This window comes from Phyllobacterium ifriqiyense, from assembly GCF_030817885.1.
Taxonomy (GTDB): Bacteria; Pseudomonadota; Alphaproteobacteria; order Rhizobiales; family Rhizobiaceae; genus Phyllobacterium; species Phyllobacterium ifriqiyense.
In genome coordinates, this window is the sequence record NZ_JAUSZT010000003.1 from 416,899 (window position 1) to 438,999 (window position 22,101).

The following is a 22,101-nucleotide window of genomic DNA, read 5'->3' on the forward strand; positions in this document are numbered from 1 at the left end:
AAACTCCGTATTTTCCTGTTTACGAGCTCTCGAATGCGACTATAAAAGATTTCAATTTGTGCGATAATCCGCTTTATCATGCACGGGTTGTTCGGAAAAGTGTACAATGAATGAACCAGACCTTTCTGATTTGAGCGCGTTGGTCGCGATCACGGAAACCCGCAGCTTTCGGGCTGCAGCAAAAGTTCGCGGCGTTTCCGCATCATCACTCAGCGATGCAATACGCCGCCTTGAAGAGCGGCTTAATGTCCGCCTTTTGAACAGGACCACACGAAGCGTCACACCAACGGACGCCTGTACGCAATTGCTGGAGCGTTTAAAGCCCGCAATGGGCGAGATCGCTGGCGCGCTGGATGCCTTAAACAGCTTCCGCGACAGCCCCACTGGAACACTCAAGTTAAATGTGCCGATTATCGTCGCCCGTAGTATCCTACCACCTATCGTCAACAGGTTCCTTCTTAGTCATCCAGGGATCAGTCTCGACATCCTCGCAAGCGATACATTCATTGATATCCTCGCCGCGGGCTTTGATGCCGGTATTCGCTACGATGAGAGTATTGAACGCGACATGATCGCAATTCCAATCGGGCCGCGCACGCAGCGGTTTGTTCTGGCCGCAGCACCTGATTACCTTGACACTCACGGCACGCCAGAGCACCCGCGCGATCTCATCAACCATGCCTGCATTCGCCATCGCTTTGCGAGCGGCGTCTCCTTTGCATGGGAGTTTGAAAAGAATGGGAAAACTGTGAAAGTTACTCCCAAGGGTCCTTTGCTCGCATCTTCTATCGAAGTTGAACTCGGAGCGGCGATTGCTGGCCTTGGCTTGATATACACTTTCGAAGAAACGATTACGCCTGCATTCCAAAGCGGTGAACTTGTGCCTGTAATGCAATCCTGGTGGCTCAGTTTTACCGGCCCTCGGCTCTATTATCCCAGCCGCAATCATATGCCTGCGCCGTTACGCGCTTTCGTTGATTTCATAAAGAGCGATCACAAGCTGTCCCTTGCATAGCGCGCAATGGTGTGCGATGACGCGCCTCCCAAATCGAAAGCGCATTGAGCGCGCAAAAAATAGCAAAATATAACAGCACAAGGAGCGCGGCCATGGCTCAGGCGCTGGGTTTTGACTTTGGCACAACCAATTCCGTCATGGCATTGGCAGATGGAGCCACCACACGGTCAATGACATTCACTAGTCGGGCTGGCGAAGCCGACAGCATGCGGACGGCACTGTCTTTCATGAAGGATCCCCTGGCGGGTGCTGCCTCTTTGAAGGTTGAGGCCGGGCACGCGGCGATACGGCAATTCATTGATCATCCTGGCGAATGCCGTTTTCTCCAATCCATAAAGACATTTGCGGCAAGTGCCCTCTTTCAAGGCACATTGATCTTTGCGAAACGGCAAACTTTTGAAGACCTCATGGAGATTTTCATAAAGCGGCTGCGAGTATATGCGGACGATAATTGGCCGTCGGAGGTCAGCCGGATCGTAACCGGTCGCCCCGTCCATTTCGCGGGAGCCAATCCCAAACCGGAACTGGCAATGCAGCGCTATAGCGAGGCGCTCACGCGTTTTGGTTTTCCTGAAATGCACTTCGTTTATGAGCCCGTCGCTGCTGCCTTTTATTTCGCTCAACATTTAAAATCAGATGCGACAGTCTTGGTAGCTGACTTCGGCGGCGGCACGACTGACTATTCGATCATTCGGTTTGAAAGCTTCGCAGGCAAATTGAAGGCAACACCTGTCGGTCATTCTGGTGTCGGCGTTGCGGGCGACCATTTCGACTATCGCATGATAGACCAGATCGTTGCGCCACAGATTGGCAAGGGAACATATTTCAAGAGTTTTGACAAAAGGCTGGAAGTTCCTTCGTCTTGGTATGCAAATTTTGGACGCTGGAACCAGCTTTCTATCTTCAAAACCTCACGTGAATTCGTCGAGTTAAAGAAGCTTGTCCGCAGTAGTTTTGATCCGGAAAAACTTGAGACTTTTGTCGATCTCGTCGAACATGACGAAGGATACCCGCTCTATCAGGCAGTGTCCGCAACGAAGATGGCACTATCATCGGCGGAAGAAGCCGAGTTCAATTTTGCCCCTCTTGGGTCCGGCGGCAAAAAGACGATCAAACGTTCAGATTTTGAAAGCTGGATAACAGAAGATCTGGATAGGATTGAAGGCGCGCTGGATGAAGTCCTGACAAAAACAAACACGTCTCCGGCCTCAATCGATAAAGTGTTCTTGACGGGTGGAACATCCTTTGTCCCTGCTGTTCGAAGCATTTTCACCAAACGCTTTGACGAGGGCCGGATCGAGAGCGGGGGTGAACTCCTCTCTATTGCGCACGGACTGGCACTGATCGGTGAACGCGACGATATTGCTCAATGGACAGTTCAGGGATGACAATCGGGGCGGAACCGACTATCGAAACAAACCACATTCTGCATATGTTTGGAAAGTCGATATTATGAAAGAAGCGATAACGCTCAAACAATTGAAAGCAGCGGTCGGGACTGAAATCGGTTGCTCCGAATGGCGTACCGTCACGCAGGAAATGATCAATCTGTTTGCCGACGCTACCGACGATCATCAATTCATTCACGTCGACCCGGAGCGTGCTGCAAAAGAAACTCCGTTTGGCGGCACCATCGCCCATGGCTTCCTGACGATTTCATTGCTTTCCACCCTGGCCTATGAAGCACTGCCGATGATTGAAGGTGCCACAATGGGTATCAATTACGGTTTTGACAAAGTGCGCTTCATGTCTCCAGTCAATACTGGCAGGCGTGTGCGTGCACGCTTCAAGCTTGTAGATGCTGATATCCGCCCCTCAGGCCGTGTCCTCAACAATTACGAAGTCACTTTGGACGTCGAAAACCTTATCAAGCCTGCATTAGTGGCAAATTGGCTGACAATTGCCGTATTGGAGCATCCACCAGAAATGGATTGAGGTTTTCAGCCTATCCTACCCTTTTCATCAAGTGGCGCCGCTTCTCCGTCATACTTGGTCATCAATTCGGCAAACATAAAGGGCCCCTGCACAAACATGCCCATGTCGTAGGTGTTGCGTATCTGTGCTCCTTTGAGAAACAACAGGTGCATCTTGAAGAAATTCTTCTTTGCCCGCGCATACCGCGCTGGCTTGTGAACATTCTTGAATCTTATTCGACGGATGATGGGCGCTACCTTCGGTTCAATCCCCAGCGCCCCTGCCGGATCTGACTTATAAAAATGTATAATGTCGGAAATGGCCTGGAATTCCACCCAAAGCACTGGCGTTTCCTGCATGACAACCCGGATATCCTCCTTCAAGCTTATTGCTCGGGGGTGCAATGCGATCATCAGGAGGCACGAGCCCGCTGCAACCAGCGATACCGGTCTGTTTTTCAATAGCTCCGGTTGCGCGCGCCAGACATCAGCGATTGCTTCTACGGCTGGCACAGTTCCCAGGCTATGGGAAATTATAATGACCTCATCCGCGTCACTTGCCTCCAGCTTCCTGATCAGGTGATCGGCGAAACCGCGACGACGCAGGAGCAACTCACTGTTGCGACCATGAATTCGATCAGACGCCGCAGCCCAATCATCAAGCAGATAGGAAAAGAATATTTTATCTCCCGGCCAACGAATAAGGATACGGCAAGCTACAAGCGCGAGGGGAACACTCCATACCAAATGCCAAGGATTGAAGTCTGCCCAGATGGGCGACAAACCGACCCCAAGCAGTACCATCGTTATTATGCAGGCAAGAGCAAAGGGCCACATGAAGAAGAGGCAAAATCGCCAGCTGGTGCGCAGGTATCGATAGAAGGTGCCCGATAAAAGAATATCAAGAAAGGCCATCAGGCCTGTCGCAAAACGGGTGATGACGCCTCGTGCAGAATAGATATCGAAAATATCGGCAGTGCCATACTGGCAGAATTCGGTTTCGGTGCTCCAATTCGCTCCCGTAGTCTCAATGGGCATGGCAGCAACACCAGACCCCTCGCCCACCATTGGCCCGGCAATCGTTTTAGTGTTCCACAACCTATTGAAGTCACCTGAACTATTCAGATAACGCCCACGAACTGCATCAGGATGCAAACCTTCATAACCAGTGAAATTGATAACCAGACGTTTCTTGACCGCCATATGCTTCTCTATGCAAGCTGACCACCGAATCGGTGGTCATCCGCATCCCATCATAAAAAACGACGGCGTAATTGTGTTTGTCGACGCAGTCAGCGCCTGTTTACATCATATCCAGAAAATTGCACATCATTGCAAATGTCGCGAGCGCAGTCCTTGTTTTGTATGCGCTCAGATTGCCGGCACCTTGCTTAGTGCACAGGCTCTACCATTATCCATCTGAAAACCGAATTTTACTGTCGGCCCGAAAGGAACCTATCTCTTAGTTACACGGCAACGTCTCGAGCAGATTCCTGAAGAAACGCATAGGCATAGTTTGAGAATGACCGCCAGCATTCCACGCGGAACTCATTTTCAGCCAAGCGCCAAAGGACAATCTCGATCTTGCCGAGGACTGTCCTCGAAGCAGCTCCTACCGGAAATACTGCCAGTGAAAGATCTTGCGGACACCCACCGTTGACCACAGCATCGGCCCCCTTGCCGGAAACCAAAATTCCTATATTGCGATGCGAAATATCTACCGCAGAATGTAGAACTTTAGCTTTGGCAATATCTGCGACGACACTGCTATCTGCGGTATCAATGATGAGCCATTCATCAGGACCCAACCATAGTGCTGATCTCGTGCCCTCGGATGTGGACGTCTTGGGCTTCGTTGGCAATGACAGGCCAAGAGCCTTCGAAATCGCAGGAATTGCATCTTCCCGGGCACGAAGCGATAAGCGAGTGGCATTTTCAGCCAGCGTTACCGAAACGGATAAAGCGCTGGAATGACCGGCCTGCAACGGATGCAGTCGTGTTGCGCCGATAACCTCAACCATTGAGCCGTTCTCCTTTTTCATCGAAGAAGACCATTCCGGTTACTTCAACCTCGATCACACCATTTGGCATTGGCACGTAAAGTCTCTCGCCTAATCGCTTTGTTCCGTCGATCACCAGCGCCAGTGCAATGGAACGACCGCAATTTTCTGACCAGTAGGAAGATGTAACATGGCCGATCATTGTCATCGGAACAGGCTGGTTAGGATTGGCCACGATTTGCGCACCCTCCTCCAACACAATCTTCGGATCGACTGTCTTCAATCCGACAAGCTGTTTGCGCCCATCAGAAACAAGATCACGGCGCAGAAGACCACGAATACCAACATAGTCCGTTTTATTCTTGCCGATGGCCCAAGTCAGACCGGCATCCTGCGGGGTAACAGTTCCGTCAGTATCCTGGCCGACAATGATGTAACCCTTTTCCGCACGCAGGACGTGCATTGTTTCAGTACCGTAAGGCGTAAGGCCAAACGGCTTACCCTGTTCATAGACCGCTTCCCAAACGGCTTTGCCGTAGTCCGCTGGTACGTTGATTTCGTAACCAGCTTCACCGGTAAACGACATGCGGAACAAGCGGGTGGGAACACCACAAATTTTACCCTCCCGCACACTCATATGCGGCATGGCTTCGTTCGAGAGATCAATTCCTTCCACGAGCGGCGAAATGATTTCACGGGCCTTCGGACCTTGCACGGCGATTACAGCCCATTGCTCTGTTGTCGAGGTCAACCATACGTTCAGATGTGGGAATTCAGTCTGAAGGTAATCCTCCATATGGTGCATCACGCGTGGAGCACCACCCGTTGTCGTTGTCACATGGAACCGGTCTTCTGCGAGACGACCGACAACACCGTCATCGTAGATAAAACCATCTTCCCGCAGCATGATGCCATAACGGCAGCGGCCCACTCCGAGCTTTTCCCAAGGATTTGTATATAGGAGTTCGAGAAATTTGGCCGAGTCAGGCCCAACAACTTCGATCTTGCCCAATGTTGAAGCATCAAAAATGCCCGCTTGATTGCGTACAGCAACACATTCCCGATTGACTGCCGCGTGCATGTCCTCGCCAGCTTGAGGATAATACCATGCACGTTTCCACTGTCCGACATCCTCAAACGGAGCGCCTTGAGCCTCGTGCCAGGCATGCATGGGTGTGCGGCGCGTCGGATCAAACAAATCATGGCGGGCATGATTGACGATCGCGCCAAAAGTGACAGGCGTGAATGGCGCCCGGAACGTTGTGAGACCCACCGATGGAATCGGCTTGTCCAAAGCTTCCGCGGCAATAGCCAGACCATGCAGATTGGATGTCTTGCCTTGGTCCGTCGCCATACCATTGGTAGTAAAACGCTTGATATGCTCTATGGAGTGCATGCCTTCGCGAACCGCCAGCCTGACGTCTTTGGCGGTCACGTCATTCTGGAAATCCACAAAAGCTTTAACGGTCGTATCGGCCCCTGCTCCCGGAGCAGATCCGATCATCCCGGCGATCCAATTGGTGCCACCAGTTGCAACTATTGTACCAGCTTGCCCGCCGCCAGCCGCAATGGCCTCATCGAGGGCAGACTGCAAATTGTCGGTACCGTTGCATGCACCGACGGACACGCAATTTTGCGCGTAAGTTCCCGGCAGGAAGCGCTCATTGTCGGCGTCCCAAGCCACCTTGCCACGCGACTGCGAAAAGAGGTGAACCGAAGGCGTCCAGCCCGCCGACATGATCAACGCGTCAACTGTGATCTTTCGCTCGATTCCACCCTCGTTTGGCTTGATGGATATGGAGGAAATGCGACGCTTGCCGCCAGCGCTGTAGACAGCATGGCCGGTCAGCACCTCTATGCCGAGTGAGCGCGCCTCATCAATAATGGCGGATGATGGGTTATTGCGTGTATCCACAATGACCGGCACGTCAATGCCGGCACGCTTTAAGTCGATCGCTGCTGCGTAGGCCGAGTCGTTGGCGGTATAGACTCCCACCTTTCGGCCAACTGCAACGCCATACTGGTTGAGAAACAGGCGGGCGGCAGATGCGAGCATAATGCCCGGGCGGTCATTATTGGCAAAAACCATATGTCGTTCAATGGCACCTGTTGCCAGAACCACCTTGCTTGCTCGAACCTGCCAGAGACGCTCACGGGGCATTTCAGCAGCAGGGCGGCTTAAATGGTCGCTAAGTCGTTCAACCAGCCCAACAAAGTTTTGCGCATAGTAACCGAACGCCGTTGTGCGGGTAAGGACCCGAACATTTTTCATTTCGCGCAGTTTGGCATAGGCTGCAACAGCCCATTCGTAACCACTGATGCCATCAATCTGAACGTCATTTTCATAGCGCAATGCGCCACCAACCTCGGGCTGCTCGTCGCAAAGAATAACTTGCAAGCCAGTGGACGCCGCACTTAAAGCTGCCGCAAGGCCTGCGGCTCCAGCGCCAATTACCAGTACGTCACAATGCGCAAAGCGATTGGAGTAACGATCCGTATCGGGCTCGCCCGGTACGACACCGAGTCCAGCGGCTGCGCGGATTTTCGGTTCATATATCGTTTTCCACGCGAATTTCGGCCACATGAAAGTTTTGTAGTAAAAACCAGCTGGCAGCATTGGCGAAAAAACATCATTGATCGCGCCAATGTCGAATGTCAGCGACGGCCAGCGGTTTTGCGATTTTGCCTTCAGGCCATCGTAGATTTCTTGGACTGTCGCACGAACGTTTGGCTGTTTGCGTGACTTGTCCCGCTCGATATCAACAAGAGCATTCGGCTCTTCGCTGCCTGCGGAAAGAATGCCACGTGGCCGGTGATATTTGAACGAACGACCAACCAGGTGGATGCCGTTAGCAAGCAGAGCCGAGGCGAGTGTGTCACCTTCCAGTCCTGTCAAATTTTGACCGTCAAAGGTAAATCGCACTGTTTTTGCAGGAACGAGGCGGCCAATGCCTGCAATGCGATTGCTGCCGGAATGAGTGGATTGAGCCATAAATCAAAGCTCCGCTTTCTTTGTGCGGGGCGCACGTTTTTTTACCGATGCCACTTCTTGTGAAGCATTTGCGGACAGAAGTGCGTCCAATTCAGGCTTTGGCTCACCAGCCTTGTAAACGGTCAGGAATTTGTCCGACACTGAATCGCGAACAGCATTGAAGAATCGTCCGCAGCCATGAATGTGGCGCCAGCGTTCAAATTGCAAACCTTTGGGGTTCTGCCTGAAATAGAGATAAGACGCGAACTCCTCGTCGGACTGTTCAATGATCGAAGAATTGCGCACAAGATGCGCTTCGCCTGCATTGCGGAACTCCAGTTCCGGACGCTCTTCTTCGCAATAGGGGCATTTGATGAGAAGCATAATATCTATCTCTCTTGAAAATCAGTGTGCAACAGCCGCAGCAGCGGCTTCATCGATCAAACGCCCGGTCGTGAACCGCTCAAGCGTGAACGGCGCATTGATCCTGTGCGGCTCGTCGCGCGCAATTGTATGGGCGAAAACATTGCCCGAACCGGGAGTGGCTTTAAAACCGCCTGTTCCCCAACCGCAATTAACGTAAAGCCCTGGCACAGGTGTCTTTGCGAGAATGGGAGAACGATCGGGTGTCACATCAACAATGCCACCCCAAGACCGCAGCATTTTCAGGCGCGTGAGAACCGGGAACATCTCGCAGATCGCATCGAGCGTATGGTTGATAATGTGCAGTCCGCCTGTCTGCGAATAGGATGTGTACTGATCTGTACCAGCGCCAATGACCATCTCGCCCTTATCCGACTGCGAGATATAGGCATGGACCGTATTCGACATGATCACGCAGGGAATAAGCGGCTTGACCGGCTCTGAAACCAGGGCCTGCAGCGGATAGCTCTCGAGCGGCATACGAACACCCGCCATGTTCATCAAAACAGAGGTGTGACCGGCGGCGACAACACCAACTTTCTTGGCATTGATTGGGCCATGATTGGTATCTACGCCAAGCACAGCGCCATTTGGAGCGCGACGAATACCCGTAACCTCGCAATTTTGGATGATGTGAACGCCTCGGTCCGCGGCAGCGCGGGCATAGCCCCACGCAACCGCATCATGCCGCGCCGTACCACCACGCCGCTGCAAGGCAGCGCCGATGATGGGATAACGCGCATCCGATGAAAGGTTGATCGGTGGGCAAAACTCCTTGACCTGCTCCGGTGTCAGCCACTCATTATCGATGCCGTTCAGCCGGTTTGCATGGATGTGCCGTTTGAAGACCTGAACATCATGAATATTGTGCGCAAGCATCATTACGCCCCGCGCCGAATACATCACATTGTAATTCAAATCCTGACTCAGCCCCTCCCAGAGCTTCACCGCATGTTCGTAAATACCTGCCGATTCGTCATATAGATAATTCGAGCGGATAATCGTCGTATTGCGGCCGGTATTGCCACCGCCCAGCCAACCCTTTTCCAAAACGGCCACGTTGGTGATGCCATGTTCTTTTGCCAGGTAGTACGCAGTTGCCAGTCCGTGACCGCCCGCTCCGACGATAATAACGTCATATTCTGATTTGGGTTCAGGCGAAGACCATTGCTGATCCCAGCCCTTATGGGCACGCAACGCCTCCCTCGCCAAAGCAAATACCGAATATTTCCGCATCATCCATTCCTAGCAATTGGGCCTTGGCAAAATAGCCACTGCAAAGCGATTATTAATGAGTGGCGCCGCTTGATCCTGTTCAAATATCGACATCGACTTTAAAAGCCAGAACCATGCTTTTATGCATCAGTATCGCATCCAGCCAAAGCTCTTTTGCCATTTTGCGACGGAGATTGGCGCTTCGCGTTAGATAATCCCAAATTACATAATTGCTGGCGCTTTGAGACAAATACTCACCGGTGTTTACAACTCTGTCATGGACATCGATAAAAGTTTCTGCTAATGGCCACCCCAGTTTGCGATAGATGACTGTCGCGAAGTTTGGTTTTTGTTCCCTGCTCAATGGACAGGCGTCAAAAATCAGGCTCAACGAAATTCTAAGAGATACAGGAAAAACCGTGCAGGTACTCGTACGCGAAAATAATGTTGATCAGGCCCTCCGCGTCCTCAAGAAGAAGATGCAGCGCGAAGGCATGTTCCGCGAAATGAAGATGCATGATCATTACGAAAAGCCGTCGATCAAGCGTGCTCGCCAGAAGGCAGAAGCAATCAGCCGTGCTCGCAAGCTGGCTCGTAAGCAGGCTCAGCGTGAAGGCCTCTTGCCGATGCCTGTTAAGAAAGTTCCGGCCCGCGCTTCCGCGGCTCGTTAATAGACAACTAACGACGCCTTGACGCGACAAGGGGTGGAGTGGCTTGTGTCACACCGCCCTTTTTTCGTTTGTCGGAATAGGAACATTTTCGCTTGCAAAGGCTTTGGTTGAACAGGACAATTGGAATATGACACATTCAATGGAAATGGCTTCATACCGCAAACCTGAATCGATCAAGGGATCGACAAGAATCGCTGGCCTCTTATTGGCATCCGTAATGGCTTTAGCGCTTGCAGGCTGCAACACCACTGCGACAGATATGACCGGGATCGACAAAGCTCAAGGCTCTGCCGAAAACATCAGTTCGCTTAATGATGTCATCCGCAATAATCCAAAAGATCCCGAAGCCTATAATGTGCGCGGATCGGCCTTTGGGCGCGCGGGCCGTAGCAATGATGCCATCAAGGATTTCAACACAGCCCTTCAGTTGAACCCAAACTTCTATCAGGCCTATGCAAACCGGGCGCTGGTCTATCGCAATTTGGGCAACACAGCCCAAGCTGCAGCGGATTACAGCAGAGCCATCCAGATCAACCCGCAATATGATACGGCATATATTGGCCGCGGTAATCTATACCGGCAGGCGGGCAAACTCGATCAGGCTCTGAATGATTTCCAGCAAGCTATTCAGCTCAACACAACTGACGCTCGCGCCTATCATAATCGCGGACTGATTTATCAGGCTCGCAACCAGCACAAACAGGCTATCGAAGACTTTTCGACAGCGATCTCGCTACAGCCTGATGCCGCAGAACCTTATAATGGTCGTGGCATCTCCTATGTCGCACTCGGCGATGACGACAATGCCTTTGACGATTTCAATACGGCCATCAAGCTCGATGGTGACATCGCAGAAGGCTGGGCAAATCAGGCTCTCATCTATGAGCATCGCGGCGAGAAGGCCCGTGCAGCCAAATCCTATGCAAAGGCCGTACAACTTGATCCGAATTACAAGCCGGCCAAAGACGGCCTTGCCCGTACACGCGGCGCTTGATGCGGTAGAAAAGATCATAAAACCAATAAAAAACCCGCCGAGATAGCGGGTTTTTTATTATTTAATTGCGCTTCAGATTAGTGGTCGAGCGCTTTCACAATGTTTTCGACCATCTTCTTCGCATCGGCAAACAGCATCATCGTATTGTCGCGGAAGAAAAGTTCATTCTCCACCCCGGCGTAACCGGAACCCATGCCCCGCTTGATAAAGAGAACTGTTCCAGCCTTGTCCACGTCAAGGATTGGCATACCAAAGATTGGTGACTTTGGATCAGTCTTTGCTGCAGGATTGGTCACGTCATTCGCACCGATAACAAAGGCGACATCAGCTTGAGCGAACTCGGAATTGATATCCTCAAGTTCGAACACCTCATCGTAAGGCACATTTGCTTCGGCCAATAGAACGTTCATGTGACCTGGCATACGGCCTGCAACTGGGTGAATGGCGTATTTGACCTCGACGCCCTCGGCCTTGAGCTTGTCCGCCATTTCACGCAAAGCATGCTGCGCCTGCGCCACGGCCATGCCATAGCCCGGCACGATAATGACCTTGGAAGCATTTTTCATGATAAAGGCGGCATCGTCGGCAGAGCCTTGCTTGACAGGACGCTGCTCAACTTCGCCAGTAGCAGCACCGCCAGTCTCACCGCCAAAGCCACCAAGAATGACCGAGATGAATGACCGGTTCATGCCCTTACACATGATGTAAGACAGGATCGCACCGGATGAGCCAACCAGCGCACCGGTGATGATCAATGCCAGATTGCCCAGCGTAAAGCCGATACCTGCTGCTGCCCATCCTGAATAGGAGTTCAACATTGATACCACGACCGGCATATCAGCGCCGCCGATTGGCACAATGATCAATCCACCCAAAATGAGCGACAAAATCACGATAAGCCAGAAGACCACATGGCTTTCCGTCAAGACCAAGGCGATGACGAGAACAACAATTGCGATCAATAGGCTGGCATTAATGAAATGGCGTCCGGGCAACATGATCGGCTTACCCGACATGCGGCCATCCAATTTAAGAAACGCTATGATCGAACCCGTGAAGGTGATCGCGCCAATAGCAACACCAATGGACATTTCGACAAGCGCCTGCGCGTGTATCGATCCGATTTCACCAATCCCGAATGATTCAGGAGAGTAGACTGCCGCTGCTGCCACCATCACGGCGGCAAAACCAACGAGAGAGTGGAACGCTGCAACAAGCTGCGGCATGGCCGTCATGGCAATACGCTTGGCGATATAGGCGCCAACACCGCCGCCAATGGCAAGACCAAGAACGATCAAGCCAAGACCGCCCAAACTAGGCTCGGCCAGCGTCAGCGTCGTGATGATCGATATGCCCATACCGATCATGCCGTAGAAATTACCCTGTCGGCTTGTGGTTGGATGTGACAGGCCGCGCAGCGCCAAGATGAACAGGACGCCGGAGACGAGATAAAGAAAAGCTGCGAAATTAACGCTCATTGCTCAAATCTCACTTTTCTTTTTTCTTGTACATGGCAAGCATGCGATGAGTGACGAGGAAGCCGCCAAATATATTGACGCTTGCAAGAACGAGCGCGATGAACCCAAATCCGGTGGCCACCCCACTTGCGGACAGGCCCACAGCAAGCAGCGCACCGACAACGATGACCGATGAAATAGCGTTGGTCACGGCCATGAGCGGCGTATGCAGCGCGGGCGTTACCGACCAGACCACATAATAACCAACGAAAATTGACAGAACAAAAATCGCGAGGCGGAAAACGAATGGGTCAACTGCACCACCGGTAATCGCATGTGCAGCAGCACCAGCCGCGTCGGGCATGGTTTCGGCGGCCTGCCGCACCATTTCCGTGGCCTGATTAAGCGTTTCGAGCGCTTTGTCTAGCGTTGCGTCAGCCATCATGCCTCTCCTTCAGATGTTTTGGGGGCAACAGTTTTCGTCACAGCTTTCTTCGGTGCAGCCGCTTTTGCTGATGCTGCTTTCTTGACCGGAGCTTTCGCCGGTGCCTCCTTGGCAGTAGTGGCTTTGACGGTCGTGACCTTTTTCGCGGCAGCAGTTTGCACCGAGGATGTGGCAGCGCCACCTGCGAAGGCCGGATGCACAACCTTGCCGTCATGCGTCAATACAGTCGCCTTAACCAACTCATCGTCGAAATTGACTTTGATTACCTTGGCTTCTTTATCGACCAGGGTTTCAACGAAGGCGACCAGATTTTTGGCATAAAGCTGTGACGCTGTGGCGGCGATCCGTCCGGCGACATTCAGATGCCCGACGATCTTCACGCCGTCGACCTCAACGATCTTTCCGGCAACAGCACCCTCTACATTTCCGCCACGTTCCACCGCCAGATCAATGATGACGGAACCCGGTCGCATACGCGAATACATCTCGCGCGTTACGAGCCGTGGTGCTGGTCTGCCGGGAATGAGGGCCGTTGTGATAATAATATCTTGTTTGGCAATATGCTCTGCAACCAGCGCAGCCTGCTTTGCCTGATATTCTTTCGACATTTCCTTGGCATAGCCACCGGCTGTTTCGGCGGCCTTGAACTCTTCATCTTCAACAGCAAGGAACTTCGCACCAAGCGAAGCAACCTGTTCCTTGACCGCTGGTCGAACGTCCGTTGCCGTAACAACGGCTCCAAGACGGCGCGCTGTCGCGATCGCCTGAAGGCCGGCAACACCGACACCCATGATGAAAACCTTTGCAGCAGGAACGGTACCCGCAGCCGTCATCATCATTGGCAAAGCGCGATCATACTCTTCTGCTGCGTCAACCACTGCTTGATAACCGGCAAGGTTTGCCTGGCTGGAAAGAACGTCCATGACCTGAGCACGCGTGATACGCGGCATGAATTCCATGGTAAATGCAGTAACGCCCGCATCGGCAAGTTCTTTGATTGCGGTTTCATTGCCATAGGGATCGAGCATAGCAATGACGACCGCGCCCTTTTTGTAGGATTTGAGCTCGGTCGAGCTTGGTCGGCGCACCTTTAAAACAATATCGGCGCTTTTCGCATCTGCTGCCTTGCCAATTGAGGCTCCGGCTGACTCAAACTCGCGATCGGGAATACGGGACAAAACGCCCGCACCGCTTTCAACGATAACTGAAAAACCAAGACTTATAAGTTTTTTGACCGTTTCCGCCGAGCCGCCAACCCGCGGCTCACTGGCATCAGCCTCTTTCGGTATGAATAGTGTCTGAGCCAAGCTCTCACCCCCTAAGCAAGTTAACTCTCCACAGGCTCAGCAAGATCGCCTACGCCTGTCCGACTTTACCGGGCAATACCCTTAAGGTGAAAACAGTCAGCTAACTGGTTTGCAAAGGGCATCCACCCGAATGATGCAACGAAAAGACAAGCAGGCTAAACCAAAAACCAGGCAGCCACACATATAACAATGAATAAAATGGTAGCGGAGAAGAACCCGCCAGCGAAAAAACCGAAAGCCATTGCAGCTAACAGCGCAACACAGAAAATCACACCCCATTTTGAAAGCGTAAGAAACAGATTGTAGGTGTTCTCATGTTCTTTGTAGTCCATGGGAGCGCCCAGTTCCGCAGGGGCGGTATCGTGATGTTCAGCCATCTTCAAACCTCTTCGTATCGACGTCTTAATGGCAATAGCGAAAACGACGCATCAGCGCAATGCGCAGATAGTCGCTCGCTGCTGTTCAATTGAGATAATATTATCGGCGATTGAAGATTATCTAATTGAGAAGGTTAGGAAACAGGCCGAGAACACCAATGATAATCAGATAAAGCGCGACAACGTAGTTCAAGAGGCGTGGGGCGATCAATATGAGGATGCCCGCTATAAGTGCAACCAACGGGGCGATGGCGATCTGTGTAATCATGCTTGCAACGTCCTTTGAATGATGTACCTGATGCCCAGAGCAAACCAAATCACGTAAGAATGCAATCCATTTCGATCTTTTTCTCGCAGATTCAGTGGATATAGCGGCTTCATCAGGTGCCGGGGCACACCACCGCGGCAGGACCTTTATCGGGATTGGCATCATAAAACGGACCAACAACAAGCGGCTTGTCAGGCATGACAGATTGATCAACGTCAGAGATCATCTTCCGCTCTATAGTCTGCAATAGCTGACCACTCGCATCTATGACGCGCATGCTGACCCTATACTCGCGATTGGCCTTCACACATTTCACCGGAGGGCTTTCCACGGTCACCTTTGTCATGGTCGGCCAGATTTTTTGTCGTACTATGAAAGGATCTCCGCCTGCCGGATTTTCAAAAGTTGCCTCCAGCACGGAATCATTTGGAAGGGGCCTGACTTTTGAGAGTGTTAAAACGTAAGTCGCCTGCGCGATACGATAATTAAACACGAAGATTTTTCCCGACACGTTAAGATAATCACCCTGTCCGGGATCGCGGCATGCCCCAAGAGCCAAGACAATAATTATGCTGAGCAGCAAACTGGCACTTCGGACTCTATAAGCCATGACCTCTTCCCTTCCGATCATAGTGCCGTTTTGCTTTTGCGCGATTGCCGCACACGGTCATGTCACACCAGCGCCGGCTGCGATTACGGCTCTCATCCAGATAAAGCCAATGGCAATTCGGACATATTTTGATTCGTGATAGCCGCGCAGGGTCGAGTAGATTGAGACCAGACAGCGCGGCTCCAGCGGATAATAAAAGCTCTCTGTGCTGGGCAAATGGCGGCAAGGTAAAATCCTGCTCATTCTGGCTATCGCCGATGACAGCCGAGGCCAGTCGCAAAAAATTCGACAAATATTGGGCTTTAAAGCCTCCCTCCAGTACCGCTGTTCGGAACAGGTTATTTATCGCCTCGCGCAATTCTATCAAATTTAAGTGCCCAGACGGCGACTGCGGTGGGATAAAATTAACACTGCCCCATTCCCCGGCGCGGAAAATGCCAGCAGCGCATGCAAACCTTGCAACCTCCAGACTGTTTGAAAAACGGTCTTGGGCGCGGTCAGGGGCTTGGCGAAAGATAATCGTATTCGCCAAATCAAGCGCCAACACACCTCCGCTAAACCTATGAGCATTCCAATCAATCCACATATCGAAATTCTAACTGGTAAAATCGATTTTGCAAGTTAGACTAGTTGGTGATGGGATGGTGCTGAATGTCGTACTTTCTGCAACTATTGTTGAACGGAATTCACAATGCGGCGCTCTATGCACTGCTCGCCTATGGCTATGTCCTCATTCATGGATTGACGCACCGAACAGATCTCTCGCTTGGCGCAATTTTCGCGTTTTCGGGACAGACATTCATTCTTGCAGCAGCTTTTGGCTTTTCCGTCCTTTGGATGACAATGCCAGCCGCTTTGGGGTTTGGCTTCATAATTGCGGCCCTTTATGTAACCGCAGCCGGCTATTTGGTCGCTAGGCTTATTTATACTCCGTTGGATGCTGGTACTCGCAATACGGTGCTCGTCGCCACATTGGGGCTAACCATCTTTCTGATGGAGTTGTCGCGCATTGCTGCCGATACAAGAGATTATTGGCTACCGCCCATGCTGGCCTCGCCTGTCTTTATTCTGGGGCAGGCAGCCTACATAAGCCTTACCCAATTACAGCTTGTGAACATTGGTATCGCACTGGCTGTTGTTCTTCTTGCAGAACTGACCATGAACCGCACGCTGGCCGGTCGCATCTGGCGCGCGGTCAGCGACGAGCCCACCGCCTCGGCGCTATGCGGAATTGATCCCGTCTCTGTACGAACAAACGCAATCCTGGTCGCTTATGGAATCTGTGCGCTCGCCGGATTTCTCGCAGCACTCTACTACGGCAATGTGAGCTTCAATACGGGCATAATTTTTGGGCTCAAGATCCTGTTTATAACTGCCGCCGGGAGCTTTTCGCGTCCGCTCCATGCTGCGTTCGGAGCGGCCATCATCGGCATGGTGGAATCCATCTGGGGCGGATATTTTTCAGTGCTCTGGCGCGATGCTGCAATATTTTCATTGCTTGTACTGGTATTGGCAATACGCACCAATGTCGATGAACAAGAGCGCGTCTAGAGGACTCTAGCCTTGAAGGCTATGGCCGCCATCAATCGTGATAACAGTGCCCGTGATGTAGCTGCTTGCATCGGAAGCAAGCAAGAGCACTGCACCATCAATATCTTCAGGCTCTCCCAAGCGGCGCATTGGGTTTTTGCCTTTGAGAAAACCTTTTGCCGGACCATCCATGATGGTTTCGTTGAGTTTGGTTGGAAACCAGCCAGGTGCAATGGCATTGACGCGGATGCCATGCGGCGCCCATTCAAGCGCGAGCGATCGCGTCATTTGTGCTACCGCCGCTTTCGACATCGCATAGCCGGCAGATCCCTTAATCGGAGCGTCGGCAAGAATACTCGACAGATTGATTATTGAACCCCCGATTTTGTTGGCAATCATGCGCTTGGCGGCTTCCTGAGCAATAAAGAATGCCCCTTCCACGTTGACCTCGAAGATATGGCGCAATTGCTCGCGGGTGGTCGTCAATGCCCGTTCGATGGCAGCGACGCCAGCATTGTTGAACACAACTGAAACTGGGCCGAACAGCCGTTCCGTTTCGTCGAATGCCCGCTCTATGTCGGCCGCAATCGTTATATCAGCGATAATGTTGACGACGTTCGAGTGAACCATGCTCTCGGATGTTGGCGTCCGTGAGATCGAAACCACATTGGCTCCGTTGGCTGCGAGAACCTGGATCATCCGTAAACCAAGCCCGGACGAGCCACCTGTCACCGCAATGGTTTTTCCTGCAACCGAAATAGATCTATCAATATTCATTGATTAAGTACCGCTGGGCATCCCAATTGTGGTCTCACTGATAGACGGCCCAGCATGGCATGACAACCAAAAGAAGCTGAATGAAATGAGACCCCGGCTCCGAGAACCGGGGTCTGGCGTCGAGATCGTGGTTTTATAGTTTTCCGTTGCGCTGTTGCACCATCATGAAAGTATCAAATGTGTACTCGGCAACTTGGGAATAGAGGAAATGCTCATTGCGGAACGCTTTGATCGAATCCCATATCTTCTTGAACGAAGCGTTGCTGGCTTCCAGTTCTGCGTAAACAGTGTTGGCCGCCGTGAAACATGCGTTCAAAATTTCTGGGCTGAATGGCCTTAACTGCGCACCACCTGCAACAAGCCGCTTGATCGCACCCGGGTTAAGATAGTCATACTTCTGCAACATGTTTGCATCCGTGGCCTGCGCAGCGGTACGGAACAATGACTGGTACGCGGGCGGAAGCGCATCCCATTTTGACTTGTTGACCATGAAGCTGACCGTTGGGCCACCTTCCCACCAACCTGGATAATAATAATAAGGAGCAACTTTCTGGAAGCCGAGCTTCTCATCGTCGAAAGGTCCAACCCATTCCGCCGCATCAATTGTGCCCTTTTCCAGAGCCGGATAAATGTCGCCGCCGGGCAATTGCTGGGGTACAACGCCAAGGGTTTCTAGGACCTTGCCGGCAAAGCCGCCAACGCGCATTTTCAGACCTTTGAGATCTTCGATGGTCTTGATTTCCTTCCGGAACCAGCCACCCATCTGCACGCCCGTGTTGCCGCCGGGATAGACCTGCAGTCCTTGGGTGTTGAAGAATTCGTTCATCAAATCAATGCCGCCGCCATGATACTGCCAAGCATTCATGCCGCGGGCATTGAGCGCGAAAGGTACAGCTGCTCCAAGCGCCCAAGTGGGATTTTTGCCCCAATAATAATAAGCGACCGTATGGCAGAGTTCGACTGTACCCGCAGCTGTCGCGTCAGCCGCCTGAAGGCCCGGAACAATTTCGCCCGCCGCAAATGGCTGGATAGTGAAATTGCCATCCGTTGCCTCTCGCAGATATTTTGACAAGTCGACTGCTCCACCGTAAATCGTCTCCAACGATTTCGGGAATGATGATGCACAGCGCCATGTAATTTTGGGCAATGTTTGCGCAATTGCCGGTGCTGCCAATGTGGTTGCCGCTGTCGCTGCACCAACACCTGCAAAACCCGCCTTCGTCATGAATGAACGACGATCCATTAATTCTCCTCCAAAACTTTGAACCCCAGAACTATTCCCGGTCCAGATCAACAGACATTCAGTCTTGTTCTCCCGATCCTGCGCTAAACATACACACTCGTTTGTTCTAGTCCAGCCGACGGTTACGGCGGTTCTACCTAATTTTGCCTATCTTCGTGGTAGCCCGCGCCGCATATGGTTGGTCATGACCATTGGAAATGGCTTCGAACTCAACTACATTCTATTTAGAACCCTTTGGAGTGAAATCATGCGGCAACCTCTCGTCGCCATATCGTCAGACGTGCGAAATTTCGAAAATTACACCTGGCATGCAGCGCCCGATCAATATCTGATGGCTGCCTATCAAGCGGCCGATGTTATTCCGCTTATTGTACCCTCAATTGGCGAGGGCCTGGATATTGACGCGATTCTCGACGGCGTAGATGGCGTACTCATTACGGGATCGAAGTCCAACGTGCATCCAGCGCTCTATGGCGCCCAACCCACTGAAGCGCATGAGCCATATGACCCCGCTCGCGATGCCACCTCGCTCCCGCTGATCCGCCGCGCTATCGACCGGGGTATCCCGCTTCTGGCAATCTGTCGCGGCATTCAAGAACTGAACGTGGCATTGGGCGGCACTCTTGCCACAGAAATCCAGCAGTTGGATGGGCGCATGGACCACAGGGCTCCTGCTTCCGAAATTCAGGCGGAACGGTTTGCAATTCGCCATCCGGTGCACATCAAGGCAGGTTCATGTCTGGCGGCAGTCATGAACAGTGATGCCATCCAAGTAAATTCCGTACACCGGCAGGCAATAGATAGACCGGCACCTCAACTGGAAATTGAGGCTGTGGCCGATGATGGGACGATCGAGGCTGTCTCTGTCAAAAACGCTCGCGCTTTTGCAGTCGGTGTACAATGGCACCCCGAGTACTGGGTAAAAACCGATAATTCTTCCCGGAGAATTTTTGCTGCATTTGGCGATGCAGTGCGTGCGCACAAAGCAAGCCGCGAGCGATTGCAAGCTGCCGAATAGCAGTAATCGCTACTCTTGGCCGTTCTAGCTTAAGCAGATCAGCGTTCCTTTGGTATTGACGTTGACTGCCGTATCCGCAACTCAGGCTTGATAAGTTCCTGACGGGCATGGGTGTCTGCACCGTTTAACTGGTCAAGCAGAGCGCGCGCCGCACGTTGCCCCACCTCCCGCTGGCCATTCCAAACCGTAGTCAAGGCAGGAGTCGCAATCGCGGCTTCTTCCAGATCGTCATAACCTGTAACTGAAATATCCACGCCAGCGACGAGTCCGGCGCGAGCAATGCCGTTCATCATGCCAATTGCGCAAAGATCGTTCCAGCAGACCGCTGCCGTGGGATGGTCCTTTAGCGCGAGAAATTGCGGCGCGGCATCGAAACCGGCCTGTTTAGTCCGAGGCCCGGGAATCCGCCATTCTGGTTTCGCATCGAGCCCTGCTTTCTGCATTGCATGCAGATAACCTTCATACCTGTCACGGCCAGTTGAGGTTTGATCAGTACCGCCGACCATTGCGATGCGCGTATGCCCGAGCGATATAAGATGATTGGTCGCTAGCCCGATACCATATGCATCGTCTCCACGGAAAACCGGAACATTCGCGTCCTGCACCGTACGTGCGATCAGTACGACTGGAAGACCGTTGTCTTCAGCCATGCGAATGTCTGCTGCAGGCGTGCCTATGGCGGGAGACATGATTACACCATCACCGCCCAGTTGCAGGACAGTTTCGATGAATGTCCGTTGCTTCTCCACTTGATCGTAATGATTCGACAAAATGAACGTTTGGCCAGAACGATCCAGCTCGCCCTCGATAGCCCGCAAAATTTCGGCAAAAAACGGGTTCATGATGTCATGAACAACTACGCCAACAATTCCCGACCGCGAAGTGCGCAAGCTGGCGGCCCGCCGGTTATAGATGTAGCCGATTGCTCTCGCATGCTCTTTGATCTTGTCCCGGGTCTGGTCGGCAACAAGCGGGCTGTCTCTCAAGGCAAGCGACACCGTCGCGGTAGACACTTTCAACGCGTCGGCAATTGTCGATAGCTTAATTTTCTGCGCCAAAAGTACTTTCTCCCCGCGATTCCATTCATTGAACAGAATATCATTCTTGGGGTTATGCCATCGCGGATCAATAAATCAAAGTTCTTTCCGCTCCAAAACTGACGCGGAAAATTGCGTGCCCATCGCTCAAGGCTAAAACTATCTTGCAAAGATCGGAGCACGCAGCCCAACCTTGCGGTCTTCAGCCTGGGAACAGGCGGCAAGAACCGCAGGCAAGCTATATGTCTGACAAAATAGAGCCCGTTAATTATTCATCGTCATTGTCGTCATCATCGTGCTCATCTGAGCCCGTCTGACGCAACAGATCCGCAGCCGATAGATTCATTTCAAGTCTTGTGAGCATTTTGACAAAAGCTTTACGCTCCTTTTTGTCAAAACCTTTCATTGCGTCTTTTTCGGTCTTGCGAATGGATTTTTCAATCGACTTGATGGCTTCATTTCCTGTGTCTGTCAGGAAAATATGGGCTTGGCGCTGATCCGTCGATGACCCCTCTTTTTTCACAAATCCTTGGGTCTGCAGGCGGGAGATCGTCTTTGTGATCGTCGGAGGACGCACACCAAGTCTCTTGGCAAGAACGCTGGGCGATAGCCCATCTTCATGCGCCAGTTGGAGCATTACAGCGTCTTGTCCAGCATAAAAACCGTGGCCCAGCAGCCTTATCGCCAATGCGGTACGCGTTAATCTTGCAGTTGACTGCAAGCGATGAAGAATAAGAGGCTTACGATCCTTGACCATTCCAATTCCTCTTTTGCTTATAAACCGTTCGCGATAGTGAGACGGCTAGCACAATTGCCTCAAAACTCATTAA

The 22,101-nt window shown here is 52.1% G+C and carries 24 protein-coding genes; 7 read left to right on the forward strand and 17 right to left on the reverse strand.

All coding sequences use genetic code 11. From position 1 onward, the window contains the following. Positions 1–106: 106 nt before the first annotated feature. The 3 genes from QFZ34_RS09320 to QFZ34_RS09330 all read left to right on the forward strand — a co-directional run bounded on the left by QFZ34_RS09320 (position 107) and on the right by QFZ34_RS09330 (position 2,950). Positions 107–1,015, forward strand: coding sequence for a LysR family transcriptional regulator (locus QFZ34_RS09320; RefSeq protein ID WP_307279956.1), 909 nt, complete (start codon positions 107–109; stop codon positions 1,013–1,015). Between the two features lie 92 nt (positions 1,016–1,107). Next, positions 1,108–2,403 (forward strand): Hsp70 family protein, encoded by a 1,296-nt coding sequence (locus tag QFZ34_RS09325; protein ID WP_307279958.1) that lies wholly within the window; start codon positions 1,108–1,110, stop codon positions 2,401–2,403. A 64-nt stretch (positions 2,404–2,467) separates the two neighbouring features. After that, a complete protein-coding gene (locus QFZ34_RS09330; protein WP_115052237.1) occupies positions 2,468–2,950 on the forward strand; it encodes a MaoC family dehydratase in 483 nt (160 codons plus the stop codon). A 5-nt stretch (positions 2,951–2,955) separates the two neighbouring features. Here QFZ34_RS09330 and QFZ34_RS09335 read toward each other — a convergent pair whose 3' ends face one another. The 6 genes from QFZ34_RS09335 to QFZ34_RS09360 form a co-directional block, all read right to left on the reverse strand. Beyond that, positions 2,956–4,131: an alpha/beta hydrolase gene (locus QFZ34_RS09335; protein ID WP_307279963.1), complete on the reverse strand. Its 1,176-nt coding sequence runs from the start codon at positions 4,129–4,131 to the stop codon at positions 2,956–2,958. A gap of 263 nt (positions 4,132–4,394) precedes the next feature. After that, on the reverse strand, positions 4,395–4,949 hold the full coding sequence (locus QFZ34_RS09340; RefSeq protein ID WP_307279966.1) for a sarcosine oxidase subunit gamma: 555 nt from the start codon (positions 4,947–4,949) through the stop codon (positions 4,395–4,397). Further along, positions 4,942–7,920: a sarcosine oxidase subunit alpha gene (locus QFZ34_RS09345; protein ID WP_307279969.1), complete on the reverse strand. Its 2,979-nt coding sequence runs from the start codon at positions 7,918–7,920 to the stop codon at positions 4,942–4,944. The genes QFZ34_RS09340 and QFZ34_RS09345 overlap by 8 nt, the downstream gene beginning before the upstream one ends. A gap of 3 nt (positions 7,921–7,923) precedes the next feature. Continuing rightward, positions 7,924–8,283 carry a sarcosine oxidase subunit delta gene (locus tag QFZ34_RS09350; RefSeq protein ID WP_307279972.1) on the reverse strand — a complete coding sequence of 120 codons (360 nt, stop codon included), beginning with the start codon at positions 8,281–8,283 and terminating at the stop codon, positions 7,924–7,926. A 21-nt stretch (positions 8,284–8,304) separates the two neighbouring features. Then, entirely contained in the window at positions 8,305–9,558 is a 1,254-nt protein-coding gene (locus QFZ34_RS09355; RefSeq protein ID WP_307286223.1) for a sarcosine oxidase subunit beta, read from the reverse strand. A 79-nt stretch (positions 9,559–9,637) separates the two neighbouring features. Beyond that, positions 9,638–9,928 (reverse strand): hypothetical protein, encoded by a 291-nt coding sequence (locus tag QFZ34_RS09360; protein ID WP_162802448.1) that lies wholly within the window; start codon positions 9,926–9,928, stop codon positions 9,638–9,640. A 28-nt stretch (positions 9,929–9,956) separates the two neighbouring features. Between QFZ34_RS09360 and rpsU the strand changes: the two genes are divergently transcribed. Both rpsU and QFZ34_RS09370 read left to right on the forward strand, forming a co-directional pair. Beyond that, positions 9,957–10,208: a 30S ribosomal protein S21 gene (rpsU, locus tag QFZ34_RS09365; protein ID WP_008124734.1), complete on the forward strand. Its 252-nt coding sequence runs from the start codon at positions 9,957–9,959 to the stop codon at positions 10,206–10,208. 127 nt (positions 10,209–10,335) lie between these two features. After that, on the forward strand, positions 10,336–11,202 hold the full coding sequence (locus QFZ34_RS09370) for a tetratricopeptide repeat protein (RefSeq protein ID WP_370878730.1): 867 nt from the start codon (positions 10,336–10,338) through the stop codon (positions 11,200–11,202). A 77-nt stretch (positions 11,203–11,279) separates the two neighbouring features. Here QFZ34_RS09370 and QFZ34_RS09375 read toward each other — a convergent pair whose 3' ends face one another. The 7 genes from QFZ34_RS09375 to QFZ34_RS09405 all read right to left on the reverse strand — a co-directional run bounded on the left by QFZ34_RS09375 (position 11,280) and on the right by QFZ34_RS09405 (position 16,210). Further along, positions 11,280–12,680: an NAD(P)(+) transhydrogenase (Re/Si-specific) subunit beta gene (locus QFZ34_RS09375; RefSeq protein ID WP_307279981.1), complete on the reverse strand. Its 1,401-nt coding sequence runs from the start codon at positions 12,678–12,680 to the stop codon at positions 11,280–11,282. Positions 12,681–12,690: 10 nt separating this feature from the next. Next, entirely contained in the window at positions 12,691–13,101 is a 411-nt protein-coding gene (locus QFZ34_RS09380; protein ID WP_115052230.1) for an NAD(P) transhydrogenase subunit alpha part 2, read from the reverse strand. Continuing rightward, positions 13,101–14,411, reverse strand: coding sequence for a Re/Si-specific NAD(P)(+) transhydrogenase subunit alpha (locus QFZ34_RS09385; RefSeq protein WP_307279983.1), 1,311 nt, complete (start codon positions 14,409–14,411; stop codon positions 13,101–13,103). The genes QFZ34_RS09380 and QFZ34_RS09385 overlap by 1 nt, the downstream gene beginning before the upstream one ends. Before the next feature lie 155 nt (positions 14,412–14,566). Continuing rightward, positions 14,567–14,788, reverse strand: a complete 222-nt coding sequence (locus tag QFZ34_RS09390; RefSeq protein WP_115052228.1) for an aa3-type cytochrome c oxidase subunit IV — start codon at positions 14,786–14,788, stop codon at positions 14,567–14,569. A gap of 121 nt (positions 14,789–14,909) precedes the next feature. Then, complete coding sequence (locus tag QFZ34_RS09395; RefSeq protein WP_008124743.1) at positions 14,910–15,056, reverse strand: DUF3096 domain-containing protein; 147 nt, start codon at positions 15,054–15,056, stop codon at positions 14,910–14,912. A gap of 112 nt (positions 15,057–15,168) precedes the next feature. Then, a complete protein-coding gene (locus QFZ34_RS09400; protein WP_307279989.1) occupies positions 15,169–15,666 on the reverse strand; it encodes a hypothetical protein in 498 nt (165 codons plus the stop codon). Next, positions 15,656–16,210: a CGNR zinc finger domain-containing protein gene (locus QFZ34_RS09405; protein WP_307279992.1), complete on the reverse strand. Its 555-nt coding sequence runs from the start codon at positions 16,208–16,210 to the stop codon at positions 15,656–15,658. Before QFZ34_RS09405 ends, QFZ34_RS09400 begins: the two co-directional genes overlap by 11 nt. A gap of 107 nt (positions 16,211–16,317) precedes the next feature. Here QFZ34_RS09405 and QFZ34_RS09410 point away from each other — a divergent pair, with 107 nt between their 5' ends. Continuing rightward, positions 16,318–17,217, forward strand: a complete 900-nt coding sequence (locus QFZ34_RS09410; protein ID WP_307279994.1) for a branched-chain amino acid ABC transporter permease — start codon at positions 16,318–16,320, stop codon at positions 17,215–17,217. Between the two features lie 6 nt (positions 17,218–17,223). Here the strand turns inward: QFZ34_RS09410 and QFZ34_RS09415 are convergent, their stop codons facing one another. Beyond that, complete coding sequence (locus tag QFZ34_RS09415) at positions 17,224–17,973, reverse strand: SDR family NAD(P)-dependent oxidoreductase (protein WP_115052224.1); 750 nt, start codon at positions 17,971–17,973, stop codon at positions 17,224–17,226. 133 nt (positions 17,974–18,106) lie between these two features. Next, positions 18,107–19,216 carry a TRAP transporter substrate-binding protein gene (locus QFZ34_RS09420; protein WP_115052223.1) on the reverse strand — a complete coding sequence of 370 codons (1,110 nt, stop codon included), beginning with the start codon at positions 19,214–19,216 and terminating at the stop codon, positions 18,107–18,109. Between the two features lie 247 nt (positions 19,217–19,463). Here QFZ34_RS09420 and QFZ34_RS09425 point away from each other — a divergent pair, with 247 nt between their 5' ends. After that, positions 19,464–20,234: a gamma-glutamyl-gamma-aminobutyrate hydrolase family protein gene (locus tag QFZ34_RS09425; protein ID WP_307279998.1), complete on the forward strand. Its 771-nt coding sequence runs from the start codon at positions 19,464–19,466 to the stop codon at positions 20,232–20,234. 38 nt (positions 20,235–20,272) lie between these two features. On the opposite strand, the gene QFZ34_RS09430 is transcribed toward QFZ34_RS09425, so the two are convergent. Both QFZ34_RS09430 and QFZ34_RS09435 read right to left on the reverse strand, forming a co-directional pair. Further along, positions 20,273–21,292, reverse strand: a complete 1,020-nt coding sequence (locus QFZ34_RS09430) for a LacI family DNA-binding transcriptional regulator (RefSeq protein ID WP_307280001.1) — start codon at positions 21,290–21,292, stop codon at positions 20,273–20,275. Between the two features lie 247 nt (positions 21,293–21,539). Then, positions 21,540–22,028 (reverse strand): MarR family winged helix-turn-helix transcriptional regulator, encoded by a 489-nt coding sequence (locus tag QFZ34_RS09435; RefSeq protein ID WP_115052221.1) that lies wholly within the window; start codon positions 22,026–22,028, stop codon positions 21,540–21,542. Between the last annotated feature and the right edge of the window lie 73 nt (positions 22,029–22,101).